Source organism: Ralstonia sp. VS2407 (assembly GCF_052950655.1).
Map to the genome: position 1 here is coordinate 255,612 of NZ_JBRFVG010000006.1, position 25,211 is coordinate 280,822.

General features: G+C 63.6%; 21 protein-coding genes and 1 pseudogene. 12 read left to right on the top strand and 10 right to left on the bottom strand.

Annotated features, from left to right (window positions below; all coding sequences use genetic code 11):
• Nucleotides 1-224 precede the first annotated feature (224 nt).
• The 6 genes from ACU8YE_RS12925 (at nt 225) to cheZ (ending at nt 6,321) form a co-directional block, all read left to right on the top strand.
• A complete protein-coding gene (locus tag ACU8YE_RS12925; protein ID WP_446928880.1) occupies nt 225-2,135 on the top strand; it encodes a methyl-accepting chemotaxis protein in 1,911 nt (636 codons plus the stop codon).
• 103 nt (nt 2,136-2,238) lie between these two features.
• A complete protein-coding gene (locus ACU8YE_RS12930) occupies nt 2,239-3,120 on the top strand; it encodes a CheR family methyltransferase (RefSeq protein ID WP_045201945.1) in 882 nt (293 codons plus the stop codon).
• Nucleotides 3,121-3,209: 89 nt separating this feature from the next.
• Nucleotides 3,210-3,827, top strand: a complete 618-nt coding sequence (gene cheD, locus ACU8YE_RS12935; protein ID WP_037026816.1) for a chemoreceptor glutamine deamidase CheD — start codon at nt 3,210-3,212, stop codon at nt 3,825-3,827.
• A 139-nt stretch (nt 3,828-3,966) separates the two neighbouring features.
• Nucleotides 3,967-5,103 (top strand): protein-glutamate methylesterase/protein-glutamine glutaminase, encoded by a 1,137-nt coding sequence (locus ACU8YE_RS12940; protein ID WP_316869632.1) that lies wholly within the window; start codon nt 3,967-3,969, stop codon nt 5,101-5,103.
• 148 nt (nt 5,104-5,251) lie between these two features.
• Nucleotides 5,252-5,653, top strand: coding sequence for a chemotaxis response regulator CheY (gene cheY / locus ACU8YE_RS12945; RefSeq protein ID WP_004627759.1), 402 nt, complete (start codon nt 5,252-5,254; stop codon nt 5,651-5,653).
• Entirely contained in the window at nt 5,653-6,321 is a 669-nt protein-coding gene (cheZ, locus tag ACU8YE_RS12950) for a protein phosphatase CheZ (RefSeq protein ID WP_092972198.1), read from the top strand. The genes cheY and cheZ overlap by 1 nt, the downstream gene beginning before the upstream one ends.
• Nucleotides 6,322-6,411: 90 nt before the next feature.
• On the opposite strand, the pseudogene ACU8YE_RS12955 reads toward cheZ, so the two are convergent.
• Nucleotides 6,412-6,594: pseudogene (locus ACU8YE_RS12955) on the bottom strand (acyltransferase); the annotation flags it as partial.
• 368 nt (nt 6,595-6,962) lie between these two features.
• On the opposite strand from ACU8YE_RS12955, the gene ACU8YE_RS12960 reads away from it, so the two are divergent.
• Nucleotides 6,963-7,382, top strand: a complete 420-nt coding sequence (locus ACU8YE_RS12960) for a c-type cytochrome (RefSeq protein WP_392397737.1) — start codon at nt 6,963-6,965, stop codon at nt 7,380-7,382.
• Nucleotides 7,383-7,433: 51 nt separating this feature from the next.
• Here ACU8YE_RS12960 and ACU8YE_RS12965 read toward each other — a convergent pair whose 3' ends face one another.
• The 9 genes from ACU8YE_RS12965 to ACU8YE_RS13005 form a co-directional block, all read right to left on the bottom strand.
• The gene (locus tag ACU8YE_RS12965) at nt 7,434-7,784 is read right to left on the bottom strand and encodes a hypothetical protein (RefSeq protein ID WP_232039934.1); all 351 of its coding nucleotides are present in this window, start codon (nt 7,782-7,784) and stop codon (nt 7,434-7,436) included.
• A 2-nt stretch (nt 7,785-7,786) separates the two neighbouring features.
• Complete coding sequence (locus tag ACU8YE_RS12970; protein ID WP_024978422.1) at nt 7,787-8,056, bottom strand: hypothetical protein; 270 nt, start codon at nt 8,054-8,056, stop codon at nt 7,787-7,789.
• A gap of 20 nt (nt 8,057-8,076) precedes the next feature.
• A complete protein-coding gene (locus tag ACU8YE_RS12975; RefSeq protein ID WP_260801409.1) occupies nt 8,077-8,616 on the bottom strand; it encodes a nitrous oxide reductase accessory protein NosL in 540 nt (179 codons plus the stop codon).
• The gene (locus ACU8YE_RS12980; RefSeq protein ID WP_316657522.1) at nt 8,613-9,440 is read right to left on the bottom strand and encodes an ABC transporter permease; all 828 of its coding nucleotides are present in this window, start codon (nt 9,438-9,440) and stop codon (nt 8,613-8,615) included. The genes ACU8YE_RS12975 and ACU8YE_RS12980 overlap by 4 nt, the downstream gene beginning before the upstream one ends.
• An 8-nt stretch (nt 9,441-9,448) precedes the next feature.
• A complete protein-coding gene (locus ACU8YE_RS12985; RefSeq protein ID WP_322017792.1) occupies nt 9,449-10,357 on the bottom strand; it encodes an ABC transporter ATP-binding protein in 909 nt (302 codons plus the stop codon).
• Nucleotides 10,350-11,630 (bottom strand): nitrous oxide reductase family maturation protein NosD, encoded by a 1,281-nt coding sequence (locus tag ACU8YE_RS12990; protein WP_446928905.1) that lies wholly within the window; start codon nt 11,628-11,630, stop codon nt 10,350-10,352. The genes ACU8YE_RS12985 and ACU8YE_RS12990 overlap by 8 nt, the downstream gene beginning before the upstream one ends.
• Nucleotides 11,600-14,218 (bottom strand): 4Fe-4S binding protein, encoded by a 2,619-nt coding sequence (locus ACU8YE_RS12995; protein WP_446928881.1) that lies wholly within the window; start codon nt 14,216-14,218, stop codon nt 11,600-11,602. The genes ACU8YE_RS12990 and ACU8YE_RS12995 overlap by 31 nt, the downstream gene beginning before the upstream one ends.
• Before the next feature lie 16 nt (nt 14,219-14,234).
• A complete protein-coding gene (gene nosZ / locus ACU8YE_RS13000; RefSeq protein WP_433867809.1) occupies nt 14,235-16,190 on the bottom strand; it encodes a TAT-dependent nitrous-oxide reductase in 1,956 nt (651 codons plus the stop codon).
• Between the two features lie 219 nt (nt 16,191-16,409).
• Nucleotides 16,410-17,495 carry an FAD:protein FMN transferase gene (locus ACU8YE_RS13005; protein ID WP_446928882.1) on the bottom strand — a complete coding sequence of 362 codons (1,086 nt, stop codon included), beginning with the start codon at nt 17,493-17,495 and terminating at the stop codon, nt 16,410-16,412.
• Nucleotides 17,496-17,976: 481 nt separating this feature from the next.
• On the opposite strand from ACU8YE_RS13005, the gene ACU8YE_RS13010 reads away from it, so the two are divergent.
• The 5 genes from ACU8YE_RS13010 (at nt 17,977) to ACU8YE_RS13030 (ending at nt 25,211) form a co-directional block, all read left to right on the top strand.
• Nucleotides 17,977-18,585 (top strand): nitrous oxide reductase accessory protein NosL, encoded by a 609-nt coding sequence (locus ACU8YE_RS13010; protein WP_446928883.1) that lies wholly within the window; start codon nt 17,977-17,979, stop codon nt 18,583-18,585.
• A 207-nt stretch (nt 18,586-18,792) separates the two neighbouring features.
• The gene (gene flhB, locus ACU8YE_RS13015) at nt 18,793-19,956 is read left to right on the top strand and encodes a flagellar biosynthesis protein FlhB (protein WP_232039925.1); all 1,164 of its coding nucleotides are present in this window, start codon (nt 18,793-18,795) and stop codon (nt 19,954-19,956) included.
• A 419-nt stretch (nt 19,957-20,375) separates the two neighbouring features.
• A complete protein-coding gene (gene flhA, locus ACU8YE_RS13020) occupies nt 20,376-22,502 on the top strand; it encodes a flagellar biosynthesis protein FlhA (RefSeq protein ID WP_260801417.1) in 2,127 nt (708 codons plus the stop codon).
• The gene (flhF, locus tag ACU8YE_RS13025; RefSeq protein ID WP_446928884.1) at nt 22,499-24,418 is read left to right on the top strand and encodes a flagellar biosynthesis protein FlhF; all 1,920 of its coding nucleotides are present in this window, start codon (nt 22,499-22,501) and stop codon (nt 24,416-24,418) included. Before flhA ends, flhF begins: the two co-directional genes overlap by 4 nt.
• A 13-nt stretch (nt 24,419-24,431) precedes the next feature.
• Nucleotides 24,432-25,211 carry a MinD/ParA family ATP-binding protein gene (locus ACU8YE_RS13030; protein ID WP_232039922.1) on the top strand — a complete coding sequence of 260 codons (780 nt, stop codon included), beginning with the start codon at nt 24,432-24,434 and terminating at the stop codon, nt 25,209-25,211.

Sequence of the window (25,211 nt, forward strand, 5' to 3'; positions counted from 1 at the left end):
CATGTATGCACGGGATCTTCGCTGCTCGCGAAAGCTCTCTCGTGTGTGTTTGTGGTGTGCAGCCTGCCCTCCGGGGCAGGTTTTTTTTTGCCTGGGCTAGTGCCTGCTGAAACCGGGGTGACCCCCCACTGAAGTGGCATGACCCCACGGCGGTTCTAAAGAGCCGTCCCCCACAGGCCGATAGCGGTTAGGGGGCATATAAAAAACAGGAAGAGGTAGACAACATGGGTTGGATCAAGCGGTTGCCGGTGTCCACGGTACTTACCGGTGGTTTCCTGATCGTGGCGGCCATGGGCGCGGCCATTGGCGGGTTGGGCATCTACACGATCACGCAGTTGACCAAGGCAAGCGAAGAACTGGCGCAAAAGCAGATGCGCGCCATCACGCAGATGGGCAGCGCGGCCAACAGCCTGGCGCATGCCAGCCGTGCGCAGACGGCGCTGCTGATTGCCACCACGCTCACGGAGCGCAAGACGCTCAGCACGCAGATTGCCGACAGCATGCAGCACCTGAAAGACGGTGTGGAGAACGTGCGCCCGCTGTTCACGTCGGACGAAGGCAAGAAGATGATCCGCGAGGTCGATGCGATCTACCCGGTCTGGAGCAAGCGCATGACCGACTTCGTGGCGCTGATGGACAAGCAGGGCCTGGACCCGACCCAGTTCGACAGCCGCGTCACGGCCGAGAACGTCGGCTTGCTGGATGACACCGCCGCGTTTGAAAAGACGCTCGACAAGATGGTCAAGCGTGTGGAGGAGGTCTCTGCCGCATCCACCGTCAAGGCTCGTGACGACGCGGAGCGCTCGCGCCTGGTCATGATTGTGATGGCCTGCGCGGGCGCGCTGCTCGGCATCGTGCTGGGCCTGGTCATTGCACGCCGGCTGTCGCGCCAGTTGGGTGGCGAGCCTTCGTACGCGGCCGAGATTGCCCGCCGCATTGCCGCCGGAGACTTGGCCGTGCACGTGCAGACGCGCCCCGGCGACCACGACAGCATGCTTTTCGCCATGGCGCAGATGCAGCAGCAACTGACCGGCACGATCACCAACATCAAGAGTTCTGCCGACTCCATTGCCAGTGCCACCAAGCAGATCGCGGCCGGCAATGCAGACCTGTCGCAGCGCACGGAAGAGCAGGCCTCGTCGCTGGAGGAAACCGCTTCCAGCATGGAAGAACTCACCAGCATCGTGAAGCAGAACGCCGACAACGCGCGCCAGGCCAGCCAACTGGCCGGCAGCGCGTCGGACATCGCCGTCAAGGGCGGCGAAGTGGTGGGCCGCGTGGTCGAAACCATGGCCGGCATCAACGCCAGCAGCAAGAAGATCGCCGACATCATCGGCGTGATCGAGGGCATTGCGTTCCAGACCAACATCCTGGCGCTGAATGCGGCGGTGGAAGCCGCGCGCGCGGGCGAGCAGGGCCGTGGTTTTGCCGTGGTGGCGGGCGAGGTGCGCAGCTTGGCGCAACGCTCGGCCACGGCGGCCAAGGAGATCAAGGAGCTGATCGGCGATTCCGTCGGCCGTGTGCGCAACGGGTCGGCCCTGGTGGCCGAAGCCGGCACGGTCATCGAAGAGGTCGTGGTGGCCGTGCGCCGCGTGACGGACATCATGGGCGAGATTTCCGCCGCGTCGGACGAGCAAAGCTCCGGTATTGAACAGGTCAACCAGGCCGTGAACCAGATGGACGAGGTCACGCAGCAGAACGCCGCGCTGGTGGAGCAAGCCGCCGCTGCCGCCCTGTCGCTGGAAGAACAGGCGCAACTGCTGCGCAATGCCGTGGCGACATTCCGCACCGATGCCTCGGTGGAGTTGGCCGTGGCGGCGCCGAGTGCCCTCTCTGCAGTTTCTGCCATTTCGGCACCGGCCGTCCGCAGCGAGATCCGCCCAGAGAAGACCGAAGTGGTGCCTTCCGTGGCACGCGCCATGGCGTCGCGCAAGTCGGCCAAGCCGGCAGCGGCGCCCGAGGCTGCCCTGGAGGCTCCCGCCGCGCAAGAAGAAAAAGCGCCTCAAGAGGCACACGTACCGGTTGCACCTGTGGCCGCCGCCGTCGTTTCGGCTGCCATTTCCGAGGCCGCCATTGCCCCGACCCTCAAGCTCGCCGCCGGTTCTGCCGATGAAGATGACTGGAGCACCTTCTGACGCCAGCCTCGCCAACAGCAAACTTGGCGCGGCCCGCGGAAACGGTGCCCGCCAACGACTGAGAGCGGGCATCAAGACTCGCCAAACACGGGGTTAGTTATCCATGGCAGCACAAAATTTGGCGCCAGTTTCGCCGACGCTCGCGTCGCGTGAGTTTTCATTCACCGCCGAAGATTTCGGCCGCATCCGCGACCTGATCTACCGCCGCGTCGGTATTTCACTGTCCGACCGCAAGAGTGAAATGGTCTACAGCCGGCTGGCCCGCCGCTTGCGCGTGGTCAACCTCGGCTCGTTCCGCGACTATCTGGATGCGCTGGAAAAAGGCCACCTGCCCGACGAGTGGGAAGCCTTTACCAACGCGCTGACCACCAACCTGACCGCGTTCTTCCGCGAGCAGCATCACTTCCCGATCCTGCACGAGCACGCCAAGGCCAAGCGCACGCCGTTCACCGTGTGGTGCTCGGCATCGTCGACGGGCGAAGAGCCATACTCGATCGCCATCACGCTGGCCGAAGCCTTTGGTTCGATGTCGCCCAGCCAGGTGAGCGTGGTTGCCTCTGATGTGGATACCAACGCGCTGGCCCGTGCGCGTGCCGGCATTTATCCGATGGAGCGGGTCGCGGCCCTGTCGCCCGAGCGCCTGAAGAAGTATTTTCTGCGCGGCACCGGCAAGCAGGAGGGCTATGCCCGCGTGCGGCCCGAGCTGCAGGCCATGATCGACTTTCGCCAGATCAACCTGCTCGACCGCGATTGGCCGCTGCAGCAGAAGTTCGACGTGATCTTCTGCCGCAACGTGATGATCTATTTCGACAAGCCCACGCAGGCCAAGATTCTTGAGCATTTCATCGACGTGATGAAACCCGATGGCCTGCTGTTTGCCGGCCATTCGGAGAGCTTCCTGCAGGTCACCAAGGCGTGGTCGCTGCGCGGCAAGACCGTGTACGAAATCGCGCCCGAGGTGCGCGCCAAGATGGGGGCACGATGATCGAATTCGGCAAACGCGCGACCCCGCAATCGGCGGCCGACGCCGTACGCACTGACAGCGGCATGAACAGCGGCATGAGCGCTGGCGCCATGGCCACGCTCGCGCAATCGTCCGCCAGCACGCACGCGTATTACGACACCACCTTCGGGCGGCGCGCCATGAAAGTGCTGCCTGGCGAGTATTCCGTCACCACCGAAGACCTGATGCTGGTTACGGTGCTCGGCTCGTGCGTGTCCGCCTGCGTGCGCGACAAGACCCTCGGCATTGGCGGCATGAACCACTTCATGCTGCCCTCGCGCAACGAAGGCGAATCGATCCTGTCGCCCTCCATGCGCTATGGCACGCACGCCATGGAAGTGCTGCTGAACCAGCTCTACAAGGCCGGCGCCAAGCGCGAGCGCCTGGAGATCAAGGTGTTTGGCGGCGCCGCCGTCCTTGCCGGCATGAGCACGCTCGACGTGGGCGAGCGCAACGGCAAGTTCGTGCTCGAATTCCTGCGCAACGAAGGCCTGACCGTGGCCGCCAAAGACCTCTTTGACGTGCACCCGCGCAAGGTGTATTTCGTACCGTCCACCGGCCAGATCATGGTGCGCAAGCTGCGCTCGCAAAACTCGGCGGCCGAGCTGGACAGCGAGGCGCAATACGCCAGCAAGCTGTCGAAGTCCATCACGACAAAGCCAGCCTCCCGCCTCCAACTCTTTACCTAGGAGACCGCTGAAAAACGATTCTGACGGCCCCGCGCCGCCTTGCCGTACGACTTGTACTGTCTGCGTCGGCGCTGATCCATCAGAACCGCTTCGCTTCGTTTTGCAACGGTCTCAACATTCAGAAGACTTGCTCCCGAACATGAACGACAAACGCAAGATTCAGGTGCTGTGCATCGACGATTCCGCACTGATCCGCAGCATCCTGAAGGAGATCATCAACAGCCAGCCGGACATGGAAGTGGTGGGTGTGGCGCCCGATCCGATCATCGCGCGCGACCTCATCAAGCAGACCAATCCGGACGTGCTCACGCTCGACGTCGAAATGCCGAAGATGGACGGCCTCGACTTCCTGGAAAAGCTCATGCGCCTGCGCCCGACGCCGGTGGTCATGATCTCGTCGCTGACCGAGCGCGGCTCTGAAGCCACCCTGCGCGCGCTGGAGCTGGGCGCAGTGGATTTTGTCGCCAAGCCCAAGCTGGGCATGCGCGACGGCATGAACGAATACGCCGACCAGATTGCCGACAAGATCCGCACGGCGGCCCGGGCAAAGCTGCGTCCGCGTACTGTCGCACCGGTTGCCGTGGCTGCGATGCCCGGATCAGCAACTGCATCCGCACCTGGCGCACACGTTCGCGCGGACCACGCACCGGCCACCCCGGCACCTGCGCGTACCCATTTCTCGTCGACGGAAAAGCTCATCATCGTGGGCGCTTCCACCGGCGGCACCGAGGCCATCAAGGATTTCCTGCTGGAAATGCCGCCCGATTGCCCGGGCATCCTCATCGTGCAGCACATGCCGGCGGGTTTCACCACGTCGTTCGCCAAGCGGCTGGACGGCCTGTGCCGCATCCGCGTGAAAGAAGCCGTGCACGGCGAGCGTGTGCTGCCCGGCCACGCCTACATTGCCCCGGGCGACATGCATCTGTCGCTGGGCCGCAGCGGCGCCAACTATGTCACCGAGCTGGACCAGGGCCCGCCGGTCAACCGCCATCGCCCGGCCGTGGATGTGCTGTTCCGCTCTGCCGCGCGCAACGCCGGGGCCAACGCCCTGGGCGTCATCCTCACCGGCATGGGCAAGGACGGCGCGGTCGGCATGCTGGAAATGCGCAACGCGGGTGCCTATAACGTTGCCCAGGACGAGGCGTCCTGCGTGGTCTACGGCATGCCCAAAGAGGCCGTGGCACACGGCGGCGTGCATGAAGTCCTGCCGCTGTCGCAGATCGGCCCGCACGTGCTGGCCAAGCTGTCGGCACACGGCCGTGTGACGCGGGTATAACGCAATATTTGCGGGTACATTGGTTGCGGGGCGCAGCAGTCAGGCGCCCCGCACCATTCCGGCGCTCAAGAATCGGCCCCAGGCGCCGATAAGATTGCCAAGGAAGCCCGAAACCCCCCAATTCAGTTAGTTTGCGGAGATTGTGTCCATGGACAAGAGCCAGTACCGATTCCTCGTCGTCGACGATTTCCCGACGATGCGCCGGATCGTGCGTAACCTGCTCAAGGAACTCGGTTTTGCCAACGTCGACGAGGCCGAAGACGGCGCCGCCGGCCTGGCCAAGGTCAAGGAAGGCCGGTTCGATTTCGTGATCTCGGACTGGAACATGCCCAACATGGATGGCCTGCAGATGCTGCAGAGCATCCGTGCTGACGCCAACACCGCCATCAGCAAGCTGCCGGTGCTGATGGTGACGGCCGAGGCCAAGAAGGAAAACATCATCGCCGCTGCCCAGGCAGGAGCCAACGGCTACGTGGTCAAGCCCTTCACGGCTGCCACGCTGGACGAAAAGCTGGGCAAGATTTTCGAGAAGCTCGAAAAGGGGGCGTGATGAGCGAGATGCACGATGGCGCCCAGGCACCTGCCGCAGAAGGCGCAGACCACGGTGACATGCCGGAAATGCTCCAGCGCATCGGCCACCTCACTCGCATGCTGCGCGAAAGCATGCGCGAGCTGGGTCTGGACAAGGGCGTTGAGAAGGCCGCATCGGCCATTCCCGACGCACGCGACCGCCTGAACTACATCGCCAACATGACCGAGCAGGCGGCCACCCGCGTGCTCAACGCCATCGACGCCGCGCGGCCCGTGCAAGACGCGCTGGAGTCCGACGCCGAGGCGCTGGTCAACCGCTGGCAGTCGTGGATGGACCGCCAACTGGGCGACGAAGAGATTCGCGCGCTCGTCGGCCAGACCAACGGCTTCCTGCGCAGCGTTCCGGAAAAGACGCGCGACACGAACCAGCAGCTCATGGAAATCCTGATGGCCCAGGACTTCCAGGACTTGACCGGCCAGGTGATCAAGAAGGTGCTGGACGTTGTCCAGCTCATCGAGAGCCAGCTCGTCGGCATCCTGCTCGACAACGCGCCGGAACACCTGCGCGTGGAAGCCGCGCAAGTTGCCACGACGCTGCTCAACGGCCCGCAGATCAATCCGGACCATCCGGATGTGGTCGCCAACCAGGAACAGGTGGACGACCTGCTGGAAAGCCTCGGGTTCTGAACCTGCATTGCCAGCCCCTCGCAGGATGCGGGGGCGCTGTTTCTCCGTGTTGTCAGCCTCGCGTTGACAGTTGCGACGGAGCGAATCGCCTCATTGGTTCTTCAGCGCAGCGCGCGCCAGCATGGCGTCGATCTGCGCGTCCTTCCTCTCCCAAAGCTGTGCAAGCCAGCGATGAAATTCGCTGCGCAATGCCGCATCGGCGGTGTTGTCGCCCGCGCAGAGTCCTGCCGGGATCGGCAGTTCCCGCACGTGCACCATCACCCGCCCGGCCCGAGAGTGTCCTGCAGACGTAGGAACGAAGCCTTGGCCTGCATCTGAGAACATGATGCATCGCAGCCTCTGCGCCAAATACGCTGCCTTGTCCGATGGCTCGCGACACGTCGATGACGACGACGTGTGCGGCGCCGTGACCGTCTGCGGCGATGGCATTCCCAGACCGCGCTACGTGCGCGTCAGGAAGGTGCCGGGTGCAGCGGTATCCCGCCGGTATTTCCATGACCGCCGTAGGGGAGTTGACACGTTACAACGCCCCACAAAGCCTTGCGCTGATTGGCGTCAAGGCCTGAGCCGGTATTCATTCTTATCATGGTCATGGCCTATTTGGGCCACTGTTCTCACTCCTTTTGATTCGAGGTATCGACGTGCTCATTCGACCTATAACCATTGCTGCCCTGGTGGGGTTCACCTTGCTGACGGCATGCAGCAAGAATGAGGAGGCTGCTTCCGCTGCCTCCGCCACTGCGGCTCCCGCAACTGTGGCTGCAGCAGCCGCTGCGCCGCAGGCAACCCAGGCCAGCGCCGGCGATGTCGAGAAAGGAGAGAAGGTCTACAAGTCCACCTGTGCGATGTGTCACGGCACCGGTGCCGGCGGCGCGCCGATGTTCAAATCGAAGGACGATTGGGCCCCTCGCATCGCGCAGGGCAAGGACACCCTCTACGACCATGCGCTGCACGGCTTCTCGGGCAGCAAGGGTACGATGCCCGCAAAAGGCGGCAACGCATCGCTCGGCGATGAAGACGTGAAAGCCGGGGTGGATTACATGACGTCGAAGGCGACGTAACGACATCGCCCTCGGGCAGGGTTGGCGGCGCTCCGGGTGAGCGCCGTTTGCTTATGCTTGCAACAGCGGGTCGACCAGCACGGCATCGATCACGGCGCGCACGTTGGCCCAGGGTTCCGCGCTCGGGTGGGTCAGGCGATCTTCGCGCAGCACGTCCGACGCATCGTGCAAATGGTTCGGGAAGGTGGCGAGGGTGCGATGCAGCGGCGCGGTGTCGATGCGCAATTGCGCATCCCCCCAGCGCCACGCGATTGCGTATTCCGACGCAGCGGGGTAACGCAGTTCGAGCAGAACGCCGTTGTTGAGCGAGACCAGTAAGGCGTCCTGGCACAGCGTCGGAGGTTCTGCCAACACCGCACCGTAGTGCGCCTCCAGTGCCTCTTTGAGTTCGAGATGGTGCATGATCAGCCTCCCATGCGCGCCAGCAGCGCCTTCAGTTCAGCGGTGACGTCTTGTTTGGCGGTGGCAAGCGCGAGTGAGCCGAGGTAATGCTCATAGGCCGGATGCTCCGGCAAGTCCGCTGCCGCGATACGCGCGAGCAGATCCCCCTCGTCGTTCACCCCATAGGGTTCGAGCAGCTTGCGCCGGCTTTCCCGCAGCTCGTAGGACAAGCGGCTGAGCTGCTCCATCTGAACGGCATCGTCGGGCGGTAGATTGGCAAAGTAATCGATCATTTCGGGTTCTCTGGGGCCGGTTACATCTGGTGGTCTTTCAGTACGCCACCGTCGAGCTGTGCCATTTGGGGCGTTATTTCATTGAACTTGTAAACCTTGCCGCCTTGACGTGTAGCGAAGGCGTCCGCATTGGCCTGCGTGGCAAAGGATGCAAACGTGGCGCCCATCGATCCGCGCGCCTTCGATCCCACGACGTAGAACGCGGTGCGGGCATCGATCCAGTGGCCCTGCGGCGTATTCCAGTCTGTCTTGGCCATGTCTTGCACGTACATGGCGCGCATGTGCCGCTGTTGTTCAGGGCGCAGCACGATCGAGAACAGCTCGATGGTGTCGCAGAAGACGTCAGGGGCGCCCTTGTCATACAAAATCTGCGCCTTCGGGCCGGGGAAGTCAGCCACCGTCATGCCGTCGAGGCTGCAGGGCGTATCCCGCGTGAGTTCGATCGGATCAGGTGTAGAGGTGGCGCCTTGGCAGCCGGCCAGGACGATTGCGGTGGCGAACAGGGCCGTGCGCGCACGGCGGCGCAGGGCGGATAGAGGAGGTTGCAGTGTGCGTTTCATTTGCGGAATTTCCATGCGGCCACGGCGAGCGGAGCGACGATCCAGGCGGTCATGAGGGAGCCGAGCACGAGCGGGTCGGCCATGCGCTCGGGGAATACGGTCGCTAGACCGTAGAGTGTTCGGACTTCGTCAAAGCTGAAGATGTTGAGGATGCGGAAGATGTCTGCCGGGTTGAGCAGCATCAGGTAGGGCAGGGCGTCAGATCCCAGCTTTCCGCCCGTGGCGATCAGCGCGCCGAGCAGCAGCAGATCGAATACCAGCACGAAGAAGAACCACAACGCGATGGCGACACCGCTTGCGCGCGTGCGATCGGCGGCAACGACGGACACCAACAGGGCCAGGCTCAGGAAGGCCATGCCCAGCAGCACTGAACTGAGCATGAAGCCAGCGTAGTGATACATGGCCGCGAGCGGCAGCTTCACGGCCAACAGTATCCCGACCAGCCCAAAGCCGACGATCGTGGAGCACGCCAGCGCGGCCGCTAAGCCGAGGTATTTGCCGAGCAGCAGCTCGACTCGGGTGATCGGCATGGAAAGCAGCAGGTCCAGCGAGCCGCGCTCGCGCTCACCCACGATCGCATCAAAGCCGAGAATCAACGCAATCAGCGGTACGAGATAGATCACCAGGCTGACCAGGCTGGCGATCGTGACTTCCATGCCGCGCAGCCCGACTTCGCCTTGCTGTGCAGCACCGAAGTAGGCGATCACCAGCGCAAAGGCTGTCAATACGGTGGTCACCGCCAGCACCCACCGGTTGCGGATGCGGTCGTGGAATTCCTTGGCGACGACGATACCGATCTGCCGGGGTTCGAGTGTCAATTGCATGTCCGGCCTCAAGCAGGTTGGCCGAGGAGCACGTCCTCGAGCGAGGGTTCGCGCAGTTGCAGATCGGCAAGTGTCGCGCCGAGCGTGGATAGCGATTGCAGCAATGGCATCTTCGCCGGCCGCGGGCACAGCACGGTGGCGCGCGATCCATCGATGTGCAGTTCGCATCCTGGCGCGGCCGCGAGCGCGCGCCGCAGGGCGGGCTCGGCATGTTCAGGGCCGCCCGTCAGCCGCAGGTCGAACCACAGCGGCAGGGCCATCGATTCGCGCAATGATTGCACCGTGCCCTGCGCATGCACGCGTCCGTTTTTCATGATCGCCAGGCGGCCCACGCGCTCCTGGATTTCCGACAGGATGTGCGAGGTCAGCACGATGGTCACGCCCTGTGCCTGCAGTTCGCCCAGGGTGCGATAGAAGTCGCGAATCCCCTGCGGGTCCAGGCCGTTGGTGGGCTCGTCGAGAAACAGGAGTGTGGGCTGGCCGAGCAGGGCCTGGGCGAAACCGAGGCGCTGGCGCATGCCCTTGGAATAGCCGCGCACGCGGCGGTCTGCGGCATGGGACAACCCCACGCGTTCCAGCACGCGCGCGCAATCCGTTCGCGGCGCACGCTTGAGCGCAGCGAAGAATTCCAGCGTTTCCTGGCCAGTCAGGTTGTCATAGAACACCACGTTTTCCGGCAGATAGCCAAGGTTGCGCCGCACCGATCGGAAGGCCCCACTGCTCATGGGCTGGCCTCCAATGCGCACTTCACCCGCGGTGGGCGCCTCCAGCCCAAGGAGCATCTTGAACAGCGTGCTTTTGCCCGCGCCGTTGTGGCCGATCAGGCCGAATAGCTCGCCGGGATGCACCGTCAGGCTCACGTCCGCTACGGCTTCGATCTCGCCGTAGCGCTTCACCAGTTGCCGCGCTTCAATCATGTTTGTTCACCCACGCGCGCCAATCATTGCCCCGTGGACGCATGCGGGGGCTGGCGTCGACCACACTGGGTGAGCGCAGCAGCGGGAATTGCTCCGAGATCAGCCTCAACGTCTGTACCGCGGGGCTATTGAGCAGCAGCTTGGCGCTCGGGAAGCGCCACAACAGCCGGTCCATCAGATCGCTTGCGCGATAGGGCACGTCGCCGCGGCCGTCGCCGTTGCGGTCCCATCCGGCATAGTTGCTCCAGTAATTGCCGCTGCGCCCGCCCCAGGGCTCGTCGTGCGTGGCAACGTAGCGCACCTGCTCCTGGTTATCGATGAAATCGTTACCGTCCACCTTGTTGTGAATGGACCCTGCCCAGACGTGCATGCCGACCGTATTGCCGATGACGAGGTTGTTGCTCAGCACGTTGTATTCGGCGTCGTAGACGAAGAAGCCGCGCAGGTTTCCGGACACCACGTTGTCTTCAATGACCGAATCCTGGATGGTGCGCAGCATGATGCCGTGGTCGGTGTTGCCCCAGGCGCGGTTGCCGCGCACGATCTGGCGGCGCGTCATCATGAGCGCCAGGCCACCGCGGTTGTGGTAGGACTCGTTGCCCTCCCACACGTTGTCGTTGGAGTTCATGTAGTGCGTGCCATAGCGCACGTTGTGGATGCGGTTGGCACGAAACAGCGCGTGGTGCGAGACATCGACATAGATGCCGTCACGCGAAAAACTGATCTCGTTGCCGTCGAGCTGCGCACCCGTCGTGTTGTAGAGCTGGATGCCGTTGCCGCGTTGCGCGGAGGGGTAATCGCGCTTGCCGGCAATCACGTTGCCCACGACGTGCACATCCTTCACGCCTTCAATCCACAGGCCGAACAGGTTGTAGGTGAGCTCGCAGTGTCTGACCGTGGCGCGATCGGCGCCGGGCTGGATGTAGATGCCGGCGTTCTGCGCGCCGAGGTCGTCGCCGCTGTCGCTGACAATCAGGCCATCCATCGTGACGTCCGGCGACGCGACGCGGATTACATCGCCGGCAAGGCCACCGCTGATGGTGGGGCGGTCGATGCCCACCAGGGTCAAGGGCTTGTCGATCCGGACCGGGCCTTGATACCGCCCGCGCTCGATGATGAGGGTGTCCCCTGCATGCGCGAGCGTGACCGCCTGCGCAATCGAACTGCCGGCATGCACGCGAATCTCCGCACCGCAGGCCGCAGTGCAGACCAGCAGTGCCGAGATCGCGCAGAGGAGCCGGGTCAGTACAGCCATTTCAGTTGGGGCAGGGATTGCAGCGCCGGCAGCACGCCCACGCCCTTCATGGCAAGGAAGAGGCCTGCGCCAATCAGCAGGTTCTTCATGCCGACATAGGCAGCCATGTCGGCCCAGGAGGCTGTACGCAACTTGTAACCCCACCAGGCGCCTTCCTTCACATAGGGCTTGCACGCCATGCGCATGACCCATTCGTAGGCGGACCACGCCAACCACCAGCCCAGTACGATGCCGGCGCCAAGCCTGCCGCCCGCACCGAGCAGCCACGCCCAGGTGACCAGCACGGCCAGGCCAATGCCGGCGGCACGGAAGAACAACGGGTGGCTGAGGAATTGCCGGTTCCACGGGAAGAGGTGATCAGTCAGTTCACGACGCAACCGGGCGAGCGTGCCTACCGGAGGCAGCGGCAGCGAAGCGGGCGCCGGTGCAGCGGGTTTGGGCGGCGCGCTTGGCACTGGCTGGATCGGGATGTAGTAGCCGTCGGCGCCGATCGGTGTCAGTTTCAAGCCGGCACTCGTGCGGTGCTTGCGCTCCTTGACCAGCGGAGGGCACGCATGATCGTCGTAATACATGACCATGCAATCCAGGCACAGCAGGCATTCGCGCTGGTCGATCTTGCCGTCGCGTCCGATGGCTTGCGATCCGCAGCCCGCCTCGCAGGCGCGGCACGGGCCGCATTCCTGCTTGCGTTTCAGACCCCACCACCGGAACGTCGACGGGATAGCGAGCGAAGCGCCCAGCGGGCACAGGTATTTGCAGAATGGCCGCTCGATGAACAGGGCGGCGACAGCCAGCACGCTCCAGAACGTGACGAAGGGCCACGTCCGGTTCCAGACGCCGACCAGGAACGTGGTCTTGAACGGCTCGATCTCCGCCAGCTTCTCGGCGGTGCCCATCGAGTAGAACGACATCCCGAGCAGGCCGGCAAACACGCCGTACTTGATCCACTTGAGCTTGTCGTGCAGCGCCTTGGGCAACTGGAACTGGAAGCGCGCAAGACCAAGTTTGCCCCCCACCTTGTAAAGGATCTCACTCAGCGAGCCGTAGGGGCACAGCCAACCGCAGAACATGCCGCGGCCCCAGAAGAACACGCTGATGATGATGAACCACCAGAACAGGAAGATGAACGGATCGGACAGGAACAGATCCCACCGCCACTTGAAGAGAATGGCGTGGAACCATGTCAGCACCTGCGTGATGGACGGCTGCGCCATGAGATGGAATCCAGCGAAGCCGATGCTCGTGGTCCACAGCGCGTACTTGGGCCAGGAGACCCAGCGCTTGTCCTTGCGCCTGGAGCGGCGCACCAGCGTGTCGCGCGACGCGTATACCGCGCCCGCGCCAATCAACAGGAGGGCGAACAGGCCGATCTCGACGGCGCGCGCCTTCCAGATTTGCAGCCAGGGCGGAGCGGGGCGGTCGTACTGCGGCCGCCCGCCAACCAGCTCATCCGCCGGGAGCCAGTATTCCTGGTCGAAGCTTGTGAATGTCTTTGCGCCGGTTTCCGCGTCCAACTTGTTGGCCAGGAACACCAACTTCCACGGATACGCCGACGAAAACCCCGGGCTGCGGATGATGAAGATGCCAGATTCGCGATACTCAGGCGCACCGGTTGCGCGGATGCCGTAGAGGTTCTGGTAATCGAGGTCCCGGAAGGTGAAGGTGTCGGTATCCTGGGCGACCTGGATGCGGTCGAAGATGCCCCCGCGCACGAAGCCGGAACCTTTGAAACTCTCCGTGCCGTTCGACGCGATGAAGATCGCGTGTTCGCCGGGCCTCAGGCTCGACATGAGCGATGCGTAATTCGCGTCGCCCAGGATGCTGCGCCCTACGACAGGCGCACTGATGTCACCGAACACCATATCCACGTAAGGCTGGCCGCTGGCTTGGAGTCCAACGTCTTCAGGGTGAACGGTCAGGCGCTGCACAGCGCCCTGGTCGAGCAGTGCCTTCCAGCTCAGCGGTTGATTTGCCGGCGTGAATTTCGCCTGGGCGCGCCGCTTGGGCGCGATGATGCCGGCCTGTTCTGCCACGGCCTTGCCGCTGCGCAGAATGACCTGATTCTCGGACATCACCGTCACGGTCGCGCCACTGATCGCGTCGAGTTCGACGGCGCCCTCGCTCACGGCGTGGGATTTGCCGATCTCGATGCTTCCCCCGACGAACTTGCCGACGTATTGCGAGGTGAAGTGCGTCAGTTGGGTTTCTGGAATGCCCAGCAGAAGGATCGGCTCGGAATGTCGCAGGACCTTGACGCCCGTGATCACGCCGTGCGCATCCATACCCATCAGGGTAATGATGGGTTTGCCCGAATAGCCGGGCATGTCCACGATGTCGGTCGACAGGAACGCATAGCCGACCAGCTGGCGCTTGCCCGCAACGTCGCGATAGCCCTCTACGTAAGGGGGGTGCCCCTTGCGCGGGGAGAAGCTGTTGGCGCCTGGCAGCACGTCCGTGCAGGGCACCATTGCGCACAGGTTCGGGTCGGTCGATAAACCGGCGGGCAGCGGCGCCTCATAAGCCATGCCGCTGATGCCCGCCAGCGCGGACGTGTCCATCGCACAAGTGGCGGCAATCACCGCCAATCGTGAGAACAGGTGTTTCATACGTCCGCCTTCTCCCTTACGCCTCAACAAGCATGCGCGAGCGCATTTCCAGGTGCAGCGCGTGGCAGAAGTTGGTGCAGTAGCACCAGTAGACCCCGGGCTTGTCGACCTTGAAGGTGACCGACTTGGTTTCCTGCGGGTTCACGATGAAGTTGATGTTGTACTTCGGGATGGCGAAGCCGTGGGTCAAGTCCTCCACCTTGTCGAGGTTGGTGAGGATGATCGTCACCTCATCGCCCTTCTTCACAGTGAACTCGCGCAAGCCAAAGGCAGGTGCCTGCGAGGTCAGGTAGACCGTCACCTGCTTGCCCTTGCGCTCGACGCGGCACTCCTTCGGGTCTTTCACCGCGTGCGGGAACTCATCGATGTTGTAGACCTGACGCGTCTTGATGATGTCGCGGCGGATGACGATCGAGTCGTGCGGCTCGGAATAGACCGCATGGTCTGCCACGAGCTTCATCTTGTCGCCGGAGATGTCGATGAGCTGCGCTGTTTCCGGGTGCAGCGGGCCGACCGGCAGAAAGCGGTCTTTCGAGAACTTGTTGTCCGAGATGAAGAACTTGCCATCCGGCTCCTTGGTTTCGCCCATCGAGGTGAAACCGTGGCCCGGCTGGTAATTGACGTCGATGCGGTCCACCACCGGCACGGCGGTCTTGTCGCCCTTGAACGCCTTGATCGCCGCTTCAAGGTTCCATTTGACGATCTGGCTGTCGAGGAACAGCGTGGTATAGGCGTTGCCGCGGTTGTCAAAACCGGTGTGCAGCGGGCCGAGGCCGATCTCGGGTTCGGCAACGACGCAGTCGCGCGGCTCCTTGAGCTCGCCGCTGAACCACTTCAAGACGAGGTCGTGCTCGATCAGGGTTGCCGTCGGCGACAGCTTGCCTGAACACGCGTAGTACTTGCCGTCCGGGCTGGCATTCACGCCGTGCGGGTTCTTGGGCACGGGCACATAGCAGGTCAGCGCGGTCTTCGGGTCCGTGTTGGCGGCTTTGGTGCCATCCACGACAGGGACTTTCGAGGTGCCGATGGTGAAGGTCTTGCCGGCTTTGACCGCGGCTTCGATCCGTGCCACGTTGAAGAACACGCACGCGTCGCGCTCGGCGGACATCATCTCTTCGTAATGCACGCCGCCTTCGGTGTTGTACTGGTTGGAAGCAGCGAGCTTGCCGTCATACGACGTGGCCACCAGGTCCATGTTGCCGTCGACCTTGACCTGCCAGCGGGGCTCCATCGTCTCCGCGTCCACGCAGGTGAACAGGCAGAAATACTTCTTCGGGTCGTTCAGGTCGCGGCCGTCATTGGGCTGTGGAATATGGAACTCGTTGCCGCAGAACACGCGGGTGGTGTGGTTGATCTTGTCATCCACCGGGTCCCGCTTGTCCGGGAAGACGCCATGGAAGCCCTGGACGTTCGGCAATTCGACGATCTTGTCGCATTCCATCGTGTCCATGCGCACCCGGGCGAGCCGGCTGTGGATCTTGTCGTTGACGAAGATGTATTTCCCGTCGTACGTGCCGTCGGTATAGGACGGATGCACGTGATGGGTATCGCCGGTCCAGTACTTGAGCGTGCCGTCCGGGTTGGTGCCCATGATCTTCTTCGATTCGTTGGTGATACCCCAGCCCACCAGGCAATCGATGTTGAAGACGGGGATGCGCTTGAAGCAGCGCCCCGAAGGCAGACCGTAGATGCGAACCTCACCCGAGTGGCCGCCGCTGGAGAACGCGTAGTACGTGTCCAACTGGCCGGGCGGCACTTCGTACTTGCTGTAGTCGACGCCGCCGGCTGCGCCCGGTTTGCCATCGGCCGGAGCCGCCGCCGCAGGTGCATCCTTGTCCGAGCCTTTGTTGCAGGCTGCCAGTCCGGCGGACAGGCCCACGCCGACCAGGCCCGCTGCCGTCCGGTTCAGAAAGCTGCGTCGTGTCGGGCTCACCGGAATCGGATTCTCAAAATCATTGTTGGATTGGCTCATCTCTTACGCTCCCTCAGAATTGGAAACCACATTAACAAACCGCAGGAATTTGCTATTGATAGCCATCAAAGTCAGGGGAAACCCATCAATTCGAGATGAATTGAAATGAGCCCTATTCGATTGACCATTGGAAATTTGAATAACCTATTTTTATTGAGGCTATTCGGATATGAATGAATGTGACGATGCCGTTGCGCTTTGTGCGGGTTGCGGTGTGGATCAGGTGGTTGTGGCAGGGCGGCCGCCCAGCGCAGCAAACGCGGTCGTCAACCGGTCTTGATGGCGGCCATCCACATCGCGCAGGACGAAATAGGCGGCCAGCCCGAGTTGCTCGGCAACCTCGACGCCGCGCTCGGGGCCCAACACAATCAGCGCCGTAGCGTATGCGTCGGCAATCGCACACTGCGACGCGGCCACGGTGACGGAAGTCAGGCCATTGGCGATTGGGCGGCCTGTACGTGGATCGATCTCGTGTGAGTAATGTTGCCCATCCTGCTCGAAGCAGATGCGGTAATCGCCCGACGTTGCCATTGCCATATCGCGCAATGGCACGACGAATCGGGCACGGCGCGGTAGCGTCCGCTGAGGCTCTTCAATACCGATTTGCCACGCGCGCCCGTCATGGCGCCGGCCCTTGGCGCGCACCTCTCCACCCACCTCGACCATGTAATCGGAGATGCCAAGCGCGTCGAGCGCGATGGCCGCCTGGTCGACACCAAAACCCTTTGCGATGGCCGATAGATCGGCATAAACGCGAGGGTCGGCTTTCGTGGCGGTACGCGTGCGCGGGTCGATTTCCAGTGCGCCGGTGCCGACTGCGCTCTTGAGCATTGCCAGCTCGTACGGCGTTACCACACGTTGAGCCTTTTCCGGCCCGAAGCCCCACAGGTTGACGAAGCTCCCGGCTGTGATATCGAACGCGCCATCCGTTGCGAGGCTCACTGATTTCGCCATCTGCAATACGCTGATCGTGTCGGCGGACAACGCGAAGGGGCGCCCGCCCGCATACCGGTTCAGTTGCGACAGTTCCGAGTCCGCCCGATACGTTGACATGCGTTGGTCAACTCCCTGTACAGCCGCATCCACGGCTGCGCGCGCCGCATCGAGCAATGCCGTGTCATCAAGCGATGCAAGCGCGAGCCGGACGTGATATGTCGTGCCCATCGTGTCGCCGTCGAAGGCATATCGGTACTGGGCCGCCGGTGCGCTCGCGGCCGGACTGGCAGTCCAGCGCAGCGTGTGCGTCAGTCCGGCGAGCCCGATATTCGGCAGGGTTCCACGGAGGGGCGGAGTGCAACGGTTCAAGATTTCACCGCATGTGTCAGAAGCGGCCGATGGTAGCGCTACGCCTGCGACACAGATTGATTCGCATCAATTGGCCGAAATACCCGTGGCTAGAATTGATACAAATCAAGTATTGGAGATGCATTTTTATCCGCAATGCAATGTCGGGTATTTTTTTTGGATAATTTTTTGCTATGCAGGAATTGGAAATGCCAATGCCGTAAGAAGGGTCTATTTAAATTAGATAGAAGTCATTCATGCCCTCGATCAATTTAGAAGGTGGGCAGAGTCGATATGCTCGTCATCCTGGCGTTGGCTGGCGACGCGATTGTCGATGGGATGCGGCAATGCCTCTCCCGCGGTGCCGTCGATCTGTCTTTTGTGGGCGGGGAAGCAGCGCCCGCTTACCTTCGGAGGAGCTTTCAGTTGTGATTCGCCGCAGTCCTCTTCTGTTCAGGGCCGTCATTGCCTGTGGCACCAGCGCGAGCGGATGGAGCGGGTCATGACGATGCGCCGTCCGCTGTTGGCACTGGCTGTATTGCTTGGGACGCTCTGGTCTCTCTGGTGGTTTGTGGGACGTGCAGCCCTGCGGGCGGAACCGAAGTTGCCTGACGAGATCTGCTTTGTCGCGCCGGCCGTGCCGTACGATCCGCGGTCCGGATTGCAGCCACATGCCCCTCGTCCGGTTCCAGCCAACGCGCGTTGCCCCGTCTGTGGGGCGTTTCCATCTCGCGTTCCCGGGTGGGCGGCGCAGCTCATCTTTGCCAATGGCGATGCGTACTTCTTTGATTCACCGCTGACCCTGTTCATCTACCTGCGAAACCTGCAGCGCTATGCACCCGGGCGACAGGCCTCGGAAGTTGCCGCCAGCTACGTGCATGCCATGGGAGAGGGTGGATGGCTTCCGGCACTGCAGGCCGTTTATGTGTCGGGGTCGACCGCTCTGGGACCGATGCGGCGCGGCAATCTTCCCGCATTCCGGAATCTGGCGGATGCGCAACAGTTCATCGCGCGAAATGGTGGCGTGGTGGTGCATCCGGCGGATATCACGGCAGACCGGCTGGAGGATGTCGAGCCGCACCGCATGCATCGCGCAGCAGACCCCACATAGGGGTGCGGTGTATTTGCGCAGCCAGGGGGCACGACCGCAAACCGGGCGGCTTGCTCATGCGAGCGGATCGGGTTCGAGAGGGGCCATCGCCACCGCGCGGGACGGCTTTTTGCCGATAAGCGTGCTTTCAAGGCGTCTTCTTTGCGCTTCGATGGCCAGACCGGGGCGGGATAATGCGAGCGTCCGTCCACCCCTCGCACGCCCGGCATGTCCGAAGAAAGCGATCTCGAAAAAACCGAACCAGCCTCTCCGAGGCGCCTCGAGCAGGCGCGCGAGGAAGGCGACGTTCCCAGATCACGGGAACTGGCTTCGTTCGCCCTCACGGCGGTGTCCGCGGGCGGTTTGTGGGTGATGGGCGATTCGATTGTGCGGGCTGCGTCATCTTTTCTGGCGCGCTGCCTGGAGTTCCACCGCTACAACTACACCAGCGGGCAGGACCAGTGGAACTACGTGACCGGCCAGTTCATGCCGCTGGCCATGGCGCTGGGCGGGCTGATGCTGATGCTGGTGATTGCCGCGCTGTCGCCGCTGGCGCTCACGCGCGGGGCCATCTCGTTCAAGCCGCTGGCCCCCGATATTTCGCGCCTGTTCAAGCTGCAGGGCCTGACGCGCATGTTCTCGCTGGAGGGGCTGATGGAGCTGCCCCGCCTGCTGATCAAGCTGTTCCTGATTGCCGGCGTGGGCTGGTTGCTGGTCCGGTATTACCGGGGTGACCTGATCGAACTGCCGCAGCAGGACCTGGGCGTGGCCATGCGCGACACCCTGCACGTGGCCGGCGTGGCCTTCCTCTGCATGGCGGCGGTTATGATGCTGGTGGCGGCCGTGGATGTGCCGCTGTCGTTGTGGCAATACGCGCGCAAACACCGCATGACCAAGGAAGAAGTGCGCAAGGAGCACCGCGAGTCCGAAGGCGATCCGCACGTCAAGGGCCGCATCCGCAACCTCCAGCGCCAGGCGGCCCAGCGCCGCATGATGGCCGATGTGCCCAAGGCCGACGTGATCGTCACCAACCCGACGCACTACGCCGTGGCGCTGCGCTATTCCGAAAAGGAAGGCGGAGCGCCGCGCGTGCTGGCCAAGGGCGCTGACATGGTGGCGGCCAAGATTCGCGAGCTGGGGACGGAGCACAAGATTCCCATTCTGGAAGCGCCCCCGCTGGCCCGTGCGCTGTACCGCCATACCGAGATCGGCCACCAGATTCCCGAAGCGCTGTACGCCGCCGTGGCTGAAGTGCTCGCCTATGTCTACCAGCTGCGCCGCCTGCACCAGGTGGGCGGCCGTGTGCCGGTGCGCCCGACCGACCTGCCGGTGCCCGCCGATATGGACCCGGGGCCACAGCCCGGCCCGGACGACGAGCCCGAAGACGCTTAAACCGCCGCCGGCCGAGCAAAAAGCCTCACGCGTCGAGCTCTGAGCTCGGATCGCCGAGCAAAAAACCTCACGCGTCGAGCTCCGAGCTCGGATGGCCGAGCAAAAAGCCTCACGCGTCGAGCTCCGAGCTCGGATCGCCGAGCAAAAAGCTCCAAGCATCGAGTTCAGAACTCGGGCTGCCGAGCAAAAAGCCTCGTGCTCGACACTTTTAGCTCCGCGAACGGCCGTTTGAGGCTCGCGCATGGGGCGCTTGGCATGCAATGCCGGCCAATCGGCGCCAATGGCCGCTTCCGCACCCCCCGGTGGGAGGGTATTTCAAAGAAAAGCCGCCTTTTGGGCGGCTTTCTCACGTCTTCGATTTGGCGGCTCACCGGGCAAGATGGCATCCATCGAAAAGCCCCCCGCTGCACGCCCCGCCAATGAACGCCGCACTGCTCCGAGTCACCGACATCCTGCGCAAGGGCGACTACCGCTCCGCCGCGGGCCCGGTGCTCATCATCCTGATCCTGGCGATGATGGTGCTGCCATTGCCGCCATTCATCCTCGACCTGCTGTTCACGTTCAACATCGCGCTGTCGATCATCGTGCTGCTGATCAGCATGCACACGCTCAAGCCGCTGGATTTCTCGTCGTTTCCGAGCATCCTGCTGATCACCACGCTGATGCGGCTGTCGCTGAACGTGGCGTCCACGCGCGTGGTGCTGATGGAAGGCCACACCGGCCCCGACGCCGCCGGCAAGGTGATCGAAGCCTTCGGCCACTTCCTGGTGGGCGGCAACTACACCGTCGGCATCGTGCTATTCATCATCCTGGTGATCATCAACTTCATGGTGATCAGCAAGGGCGCGGGCCGTATTGCCGAGGTCAGCGCGCGCTTCACGCTGGATGCAATGCCCGGCAAGCAGATGGCGATCGACGCCGACCTGAACGCCGGCCTGATCCGCGAAGACGAAGCCCGCAGGCGCCGCACGGAGATCGCCCAGGAAGCCGAATTCTTCGGCTCCATGGACGGTGCCAGCAAGTTCGTGCGGGGCGATTCGGTGGCGGGTATCGCCATCCTGCTGATCAACATCGTCGGCGGCCTGGCCGTGGGCGTGCTGCAGCACGGCATGGACGTGGGCCACGCGGCCACCAACTACACGCTGCTGACCATCGGCGACGGCCTGGTCGCACAGATTCCCGCCCTGGTGATCTCCACCGCGGCGGGCATCATGGTCAGCCGCGTCTCCACCGACAAGGACGTCGGCCAGCAACTGTCGAGCGAGCTGTTTGCCATGCCGATGGTGCTGATGACGACCGCCGGCGTGCTGGGCCTGCTGGGCCTGGTGCCGGGCATGCCCCACATCCCGTTCGTGCTGTTTGGCGGCGGCCTGGGCTACCTGGGCTGGTACCTGAAGAAGAAGCGCGAAGTGCCCGAGGTCGAACCCGTGCTGCAGGCCATTGCCCCGGTGGATACGCCCGAGGCGAGCTGGGACGACGTGTCGTGGGTCGACGTGCTGGGTCTGGAAATCGGTTACCGCCTGATCCCGCTGGTCGACAAGAGCCAGGACGGCGAGCTGCTGCGCCGCATCAAGGGCATCCGCAAGAAGTTCACGCAGGACATGGGCTTCCTGGCGCCGGTGGTGCATATCCGCGACAACCTGGAACTGGGCCCGTCGTCGTACCGCATCACGCTCAAGGGCGTGGAGATCGGTCACGGTGAGGTGCAGCAGGGCAAGTTCCTCGCCATCAACCCGGGTGGCCAGGACGGCCTGGGCGGCCACGGTGGCATGGGCGGCCTGGGTGGTCGCCTGGGCACGCAACTGCCCGGCACGCCCACCGTGGACCCGACCTTTGGCCTGCCGGCCATGTGGATCAACGCCGATGTGCGCGATCGCGCGCAGGCCGAGGGCTACACCGTGGTCGATTGCAGCACGGTCATCGCCACCCACGTCAATCAGTTGATTTACACCCATAGCACCGAGCTTCTCGGCCGTTTGGAAGTCCAGCAATTGCTCGATCATTTGGGCAAGGAAGCACCGAAGCTGGTCGAAGACGTTGTGCCGAAGCTGTTGCCCGTCGCGACCGTGCAGAAGGTGCTGCAGAACCTGCTGGACGAAGGCCTGCATATCCGCGACATCCGCACCATCGTCGAGACGCTGGCGGAACACGGAGGCAGGACGCAAGACCCCGCCGAACTCACCGCCGCCGTGCGTGTGGCGCTGGGCCGGGCGATTGCCCAGCAGCTCTTCCCGAACAAGACCGAAATGCAGGTCGTCACGCTTGACCCGAATCTGGAGAACATCTTGCTGCAAAGCGTCGTTGGCTCGAACGCCGGCCCGATCGAACCGCAACTGGCTGACTCGCTCATGCAAGCGGCTGCGGACTCGTCGCGGCAACACGAACAGATGGGTCAGACGGGCGTCCTGCTCGTACCGCCCGCACTGCGCCCGATGCTTGCCCGCCTGTTCAAGCGTGCCGCACCGAGCCTGCGCGTGCTGTCGCACGCAGAAATTCCAGATCACCGAACGATTAAGGTTGTCGCCATGCTTGGAGGCCGCGCATGAAAATGCATCGATTTACCGGACTGACGTCGCGTGACGTCTTGCGCAAAGTCCGCGACCAACTGGGCGATGGCGCTCTGATCCTGTCGAACCGCGCCATTCCGGGTGGCATCGAGATCATCGCGGCATGCGACTCGCACGTGGATGCGCTGGTCGACACGCAATCGTCGGCACCCAAGACGGCGCAGCGCCGTCCGATGGCGCCGGCCCCGATTCCCGAGCCCGCCCCGATTGCCGCGGCAACCGCAGCCGTCGTTGCCGCTCAGGCACCCGCTGAAGAGGCCCCGCAGGCCGAGGCCCCGGCACCGAACGCGCTGGCCCGTCTGCGCAACCGCTTCATTGCTTCGCGCCGCGCCCCCGCACAGGAAGACGCACCGGCAGCGCCGGTCGCTCAAGTCGCTCCGGCAGCCAAGCCTGCCGGCCGTACGCTGCAAACGCGTGTTGACGACGACGTGGCGTTCGGCGAAGAAGATGCGCTGGCTGCGTCGACCCGCATGCTGGCCGGCCTGTCGCTGGACCGTGCCAATGCCGAGGTTGCCCAATCCGCAGCGCAGGCCCTGGCGAGCACCGCACAGTTCATCGCCCGCCGCACCGCGGTGGAAGACGATGAGCCGGAGGTGGAATCGACCGCCCGCTTTGCCGCACGTCGCGAGCAGGCACGTGAACAGGCACGCGAGCAGGATGACCGCCCGGTTTCGCTGCGCAGCTTTGCCGAGCGCGTGGAAGCCCAGGCCCGTAATCTTCGCGCCGAGCAGCAGAAGGCCGAAGCGCCCGTGAAGGCGCGCATCGAGGCGCAAGCCGACGCAGACAAGGCGTCCGACATTTTCGTCCGCGTGGAGGACACAATGGCCAAGCCCGAAGCCGCGCGTGATGACGTGAGCCTGCAGCGTTCGGCCATCCAGGCCGACGTGAAGGAAAGCATCCGTGCCGAGACCGACGTGATGACCCGCCGCATGGTCGGCGAGATCGAAACGCTCAAGAGCACCCTGAACGACGCCATGTCGAGCCTGGCCTCGCTGGGCGTGAAGCTGGGCGACCCGGTGCGTACGCGCCTGTTCCAGACCATGCTCAACGCAGGGTTCTCGGCACAGCTCACGCGCTACGTGCTGGAGAACATGCCGCAGCACGACTCGTATGAGGGGGCGCTGGACTTCGTGCAGCGCGCGATTGAAAAGAACCTGAGCACCGTGTCGGATGAAAACAGTCTGCTCGACCAGGGTGGCGTGTTTGCCCTGATGGGCCCGACCGGCGTGGGCAAGACCACCACGACCGCCAAGCTGGCCGCGCGCTTCGTGCTGCGCCATGGCGCATCGCGCGTGGCGCTGCTCTCGACCGACAGCTACCGGATCGGCGGCCATGAACAACTGCGCATCTACGGCAAGATCCTGGGCGTCTCGGTGCATGCCGTGAAAGACGCGCAAGACCTGAGCCTGGCGCTGAACGACCTGCGCGAGAAGCACGTGGTGCTGATCGACACCATCGGCATGAGCCAGCGCGACCGCGCCGTGTCCGAGCAGATGGCGATGCTGCATGCCGTGGGCCCGTCGATCAAGCGCCTGCTGCTGCTCAACGCTGCCAGCAACGGCAAGACGCTCGATGAAGTGGTGGGTGCCTACCGCGACGCCAACCTGGCCGGCTGCATCCTGACCAAGATCGACGAGGCCGCCTCTGTGGGCCACGCGATGGACGTGATGATCCGCCGCCGCCTGCCGCTGCACTACGTGTCGTACGGCCAGCGTGTGCCGGAAGACATTGCGGTGCCGAACAAGAAGCTGCTGATCCATCGCTCGTTCCGGGCCGGTGCGGAGCAGTCGTCGTTCACGCTGGATTCGGATGAATCGTTGCTGGTGGCGCAGGGCGCGGTGTTGCGTAACTCAGGTAACCGCGAACCTGGCCTGGCCGCTTTCGATTTCGCCTGACAAGGGGGCGACCATGACGACGCCATTCGCCAAGGATCAAGCCGCAGGGCTGCGGCGCATGCTCGGTCATGCTGCTGCCCGCCGTGTGCTGGTGATCGGTGCGGAAGAGCAGGTCGATGACTTTGTCGACAACCTGCGCATCGCGCTGTCCGCCATGGGCCGCGACACGGCCGTGGTGAACGCCCAGACCATGCTCGCCATGCCCGGCGTGCTCGAGCAGTACGACGAGACGGCGGATGTGACGCTCGTGGCCGCGCATTTCGGCACCCGGGCGCTGAGCACCGTGGCCGAAGCCTGCGACGACGTGCTGCTGACCTTCTCCGATGGTCCGGAAGGCATCAAGAGCGCGTACACGCTGCTCAAGAAAACCGCCGTGCTGCAAGGCAGCGCTGGCATCCGCACCGTGGTGTGCGGCGCGCATTCGGTGGATTCCGCCGTGCGCGTGTTCGGCAACCTGGCCAATACCGTGGGCCAGTACCTGAACACCCGTATCGATTTCGCCGGCTACCTCCCGGAGGACCGGCACGTAGAACTTGCGCTCTCGCTCGGCAAGCCCGTGGCGAGTGCGTTTCCCGCATCGCCTTCGGCCATGGCCTTCCGCCAGCTTGCCGAAGAAATGTTGAGCTGGGCCAGCGCCGAGGCCCAAGCCGGTGATGGCAATGCGCCGTCGCGGGTGGTCATGTCGGCGCGGGCACCGGCACAGCCGGCAGATGAATCGGCGCAAGCAACGTCAATGTCGACAGCGACTCCGACGCTTGGCGCCACCGCACGCGCGGCCGAATTGGTTTATTGA

Bases quoted from the DNA above. Each gene is read 5' to 3' on its own strand.
- ACU8YE_RS12980 (WP_316657522.1), bottom strand. From the start codon at position 9,440: ATGCAATTGACACTCGAACCCCGGCAGATCGGTATCGTCGTCGCCAAG.
- ACU8YE_RS12975 (WP_260801409.1), bottom strand. From the start codon at position 8,616: ATGAAACGCACACTGCAACCTCCTCTATCCGCCCTGCGCCGCCGTGCG.
- flhB (WP_232039925.1), top strand. From the start codon at position 18,793: ATGTCCGAAGAAAGCGATCTCGAAAAAACCGAACCAGCCTCTCCGAGG.
- ACU8YE_RS13010 (WP_446928883.1), top strand. From the start codon at position 17,977: ATGACGATGCGCCGTCCGCTGTTGGCACTGGCTGTATTGCTTGGGACG.
- cheY (WP_004627759.1), top strand. From the start codon at position 5,252: ATGGACAAGAGCCAGTACCGATTCCTCGTCGTCGACGATTTCCCGACG.
- ACU8YE_RS12965 (WP_232039934.1), bottom strand. From the start codon at position 7,784: ATGCACCATCTCGAACTCAAAGAGGCACTGGAGGCGCACTACGGTGCG.
- cheD (WP_037026816.1), top strand. From the start codon at position 3,210: ATGGCCACGCTCGCGCAATCGTCCGCCAGCACGCACGCGTATTACGAC.
- ACU8YE_RS12930 (WP_045201945.1), top strand. From the start codon at position 2,239: ATGGCAGCACAAAATTTGGCGCCAGTTTCGCCGACGCTCGCGTCGCGT.
- ACU8YE_RS13030 (WP_232039922.1), top strand. From the start codon at position 24,432: ATGACGACGCCATTCGCCAAGGATCAAGCCGCAGGGCTGCGGCGCATG.
- flhA (WP_260801417.1), top strand. From the start codon at position 20,376: ATGAACGCCGCACTGCTCCGAGTCACCGACATCCTGCGCAAGGGCGAC.
- nosZ (WP_433867809.1), bottom strand. From the start codon at position 16,190: ATGAGCCAATCCAACAATGATTTTGAGAATCCGATTCCGGTGAGCCCG.
- ACU8YE_RS12925 (WP_446928880.1), top strand. From the start codon at position 225: ATGGGTTGGATCAAGCGGTTGCCGGTGTCCACGGTACTTACCGGTGGT.
- ACU8YE_RS12970 (WP_024978422.1), bottom strand. From the start codon at position 8,056: ATGATCGATTACTTTGCCAATCTACCGCCCGACGATGCCGTTCAGATG.
- flhF (WP_446928884.1), top strand. From the start codon at position 22,499: ATGAAAATGCATCGATTTACCGGACTGACGTCGCGTGACGTCTTGCGC.
- ACU8YE_RS12985 (WP_322017792.1), bottom strand. From the start codon at position 10,357: ATGATTGAAGCGCGGCAACTGGTGAAGCGCTACGGCGAGATCGAAGCC.
- ACU8YE_RS12940 (WP_316869632.1), top strand. From the start codon at position 3,967: ATGAACGACAAACGCAAGATTCAGGTGCTGTGCATCGACGATTCCGCA.
- cheZ (WP_092972198.1), top strand. From the start codon at position 5,653: ATGAGCGAGATGCACGATGGCGCCCAGGCACCTGCCGCAGAAGGCGCA.
- ACU8YE_RS12995 (WP_446928881.1), bottom strand. From the start codon at position 14,218: ATGAAACACCTGTTCTCACGATTGGCGGTGATTGCCGCCACTTGTGCG.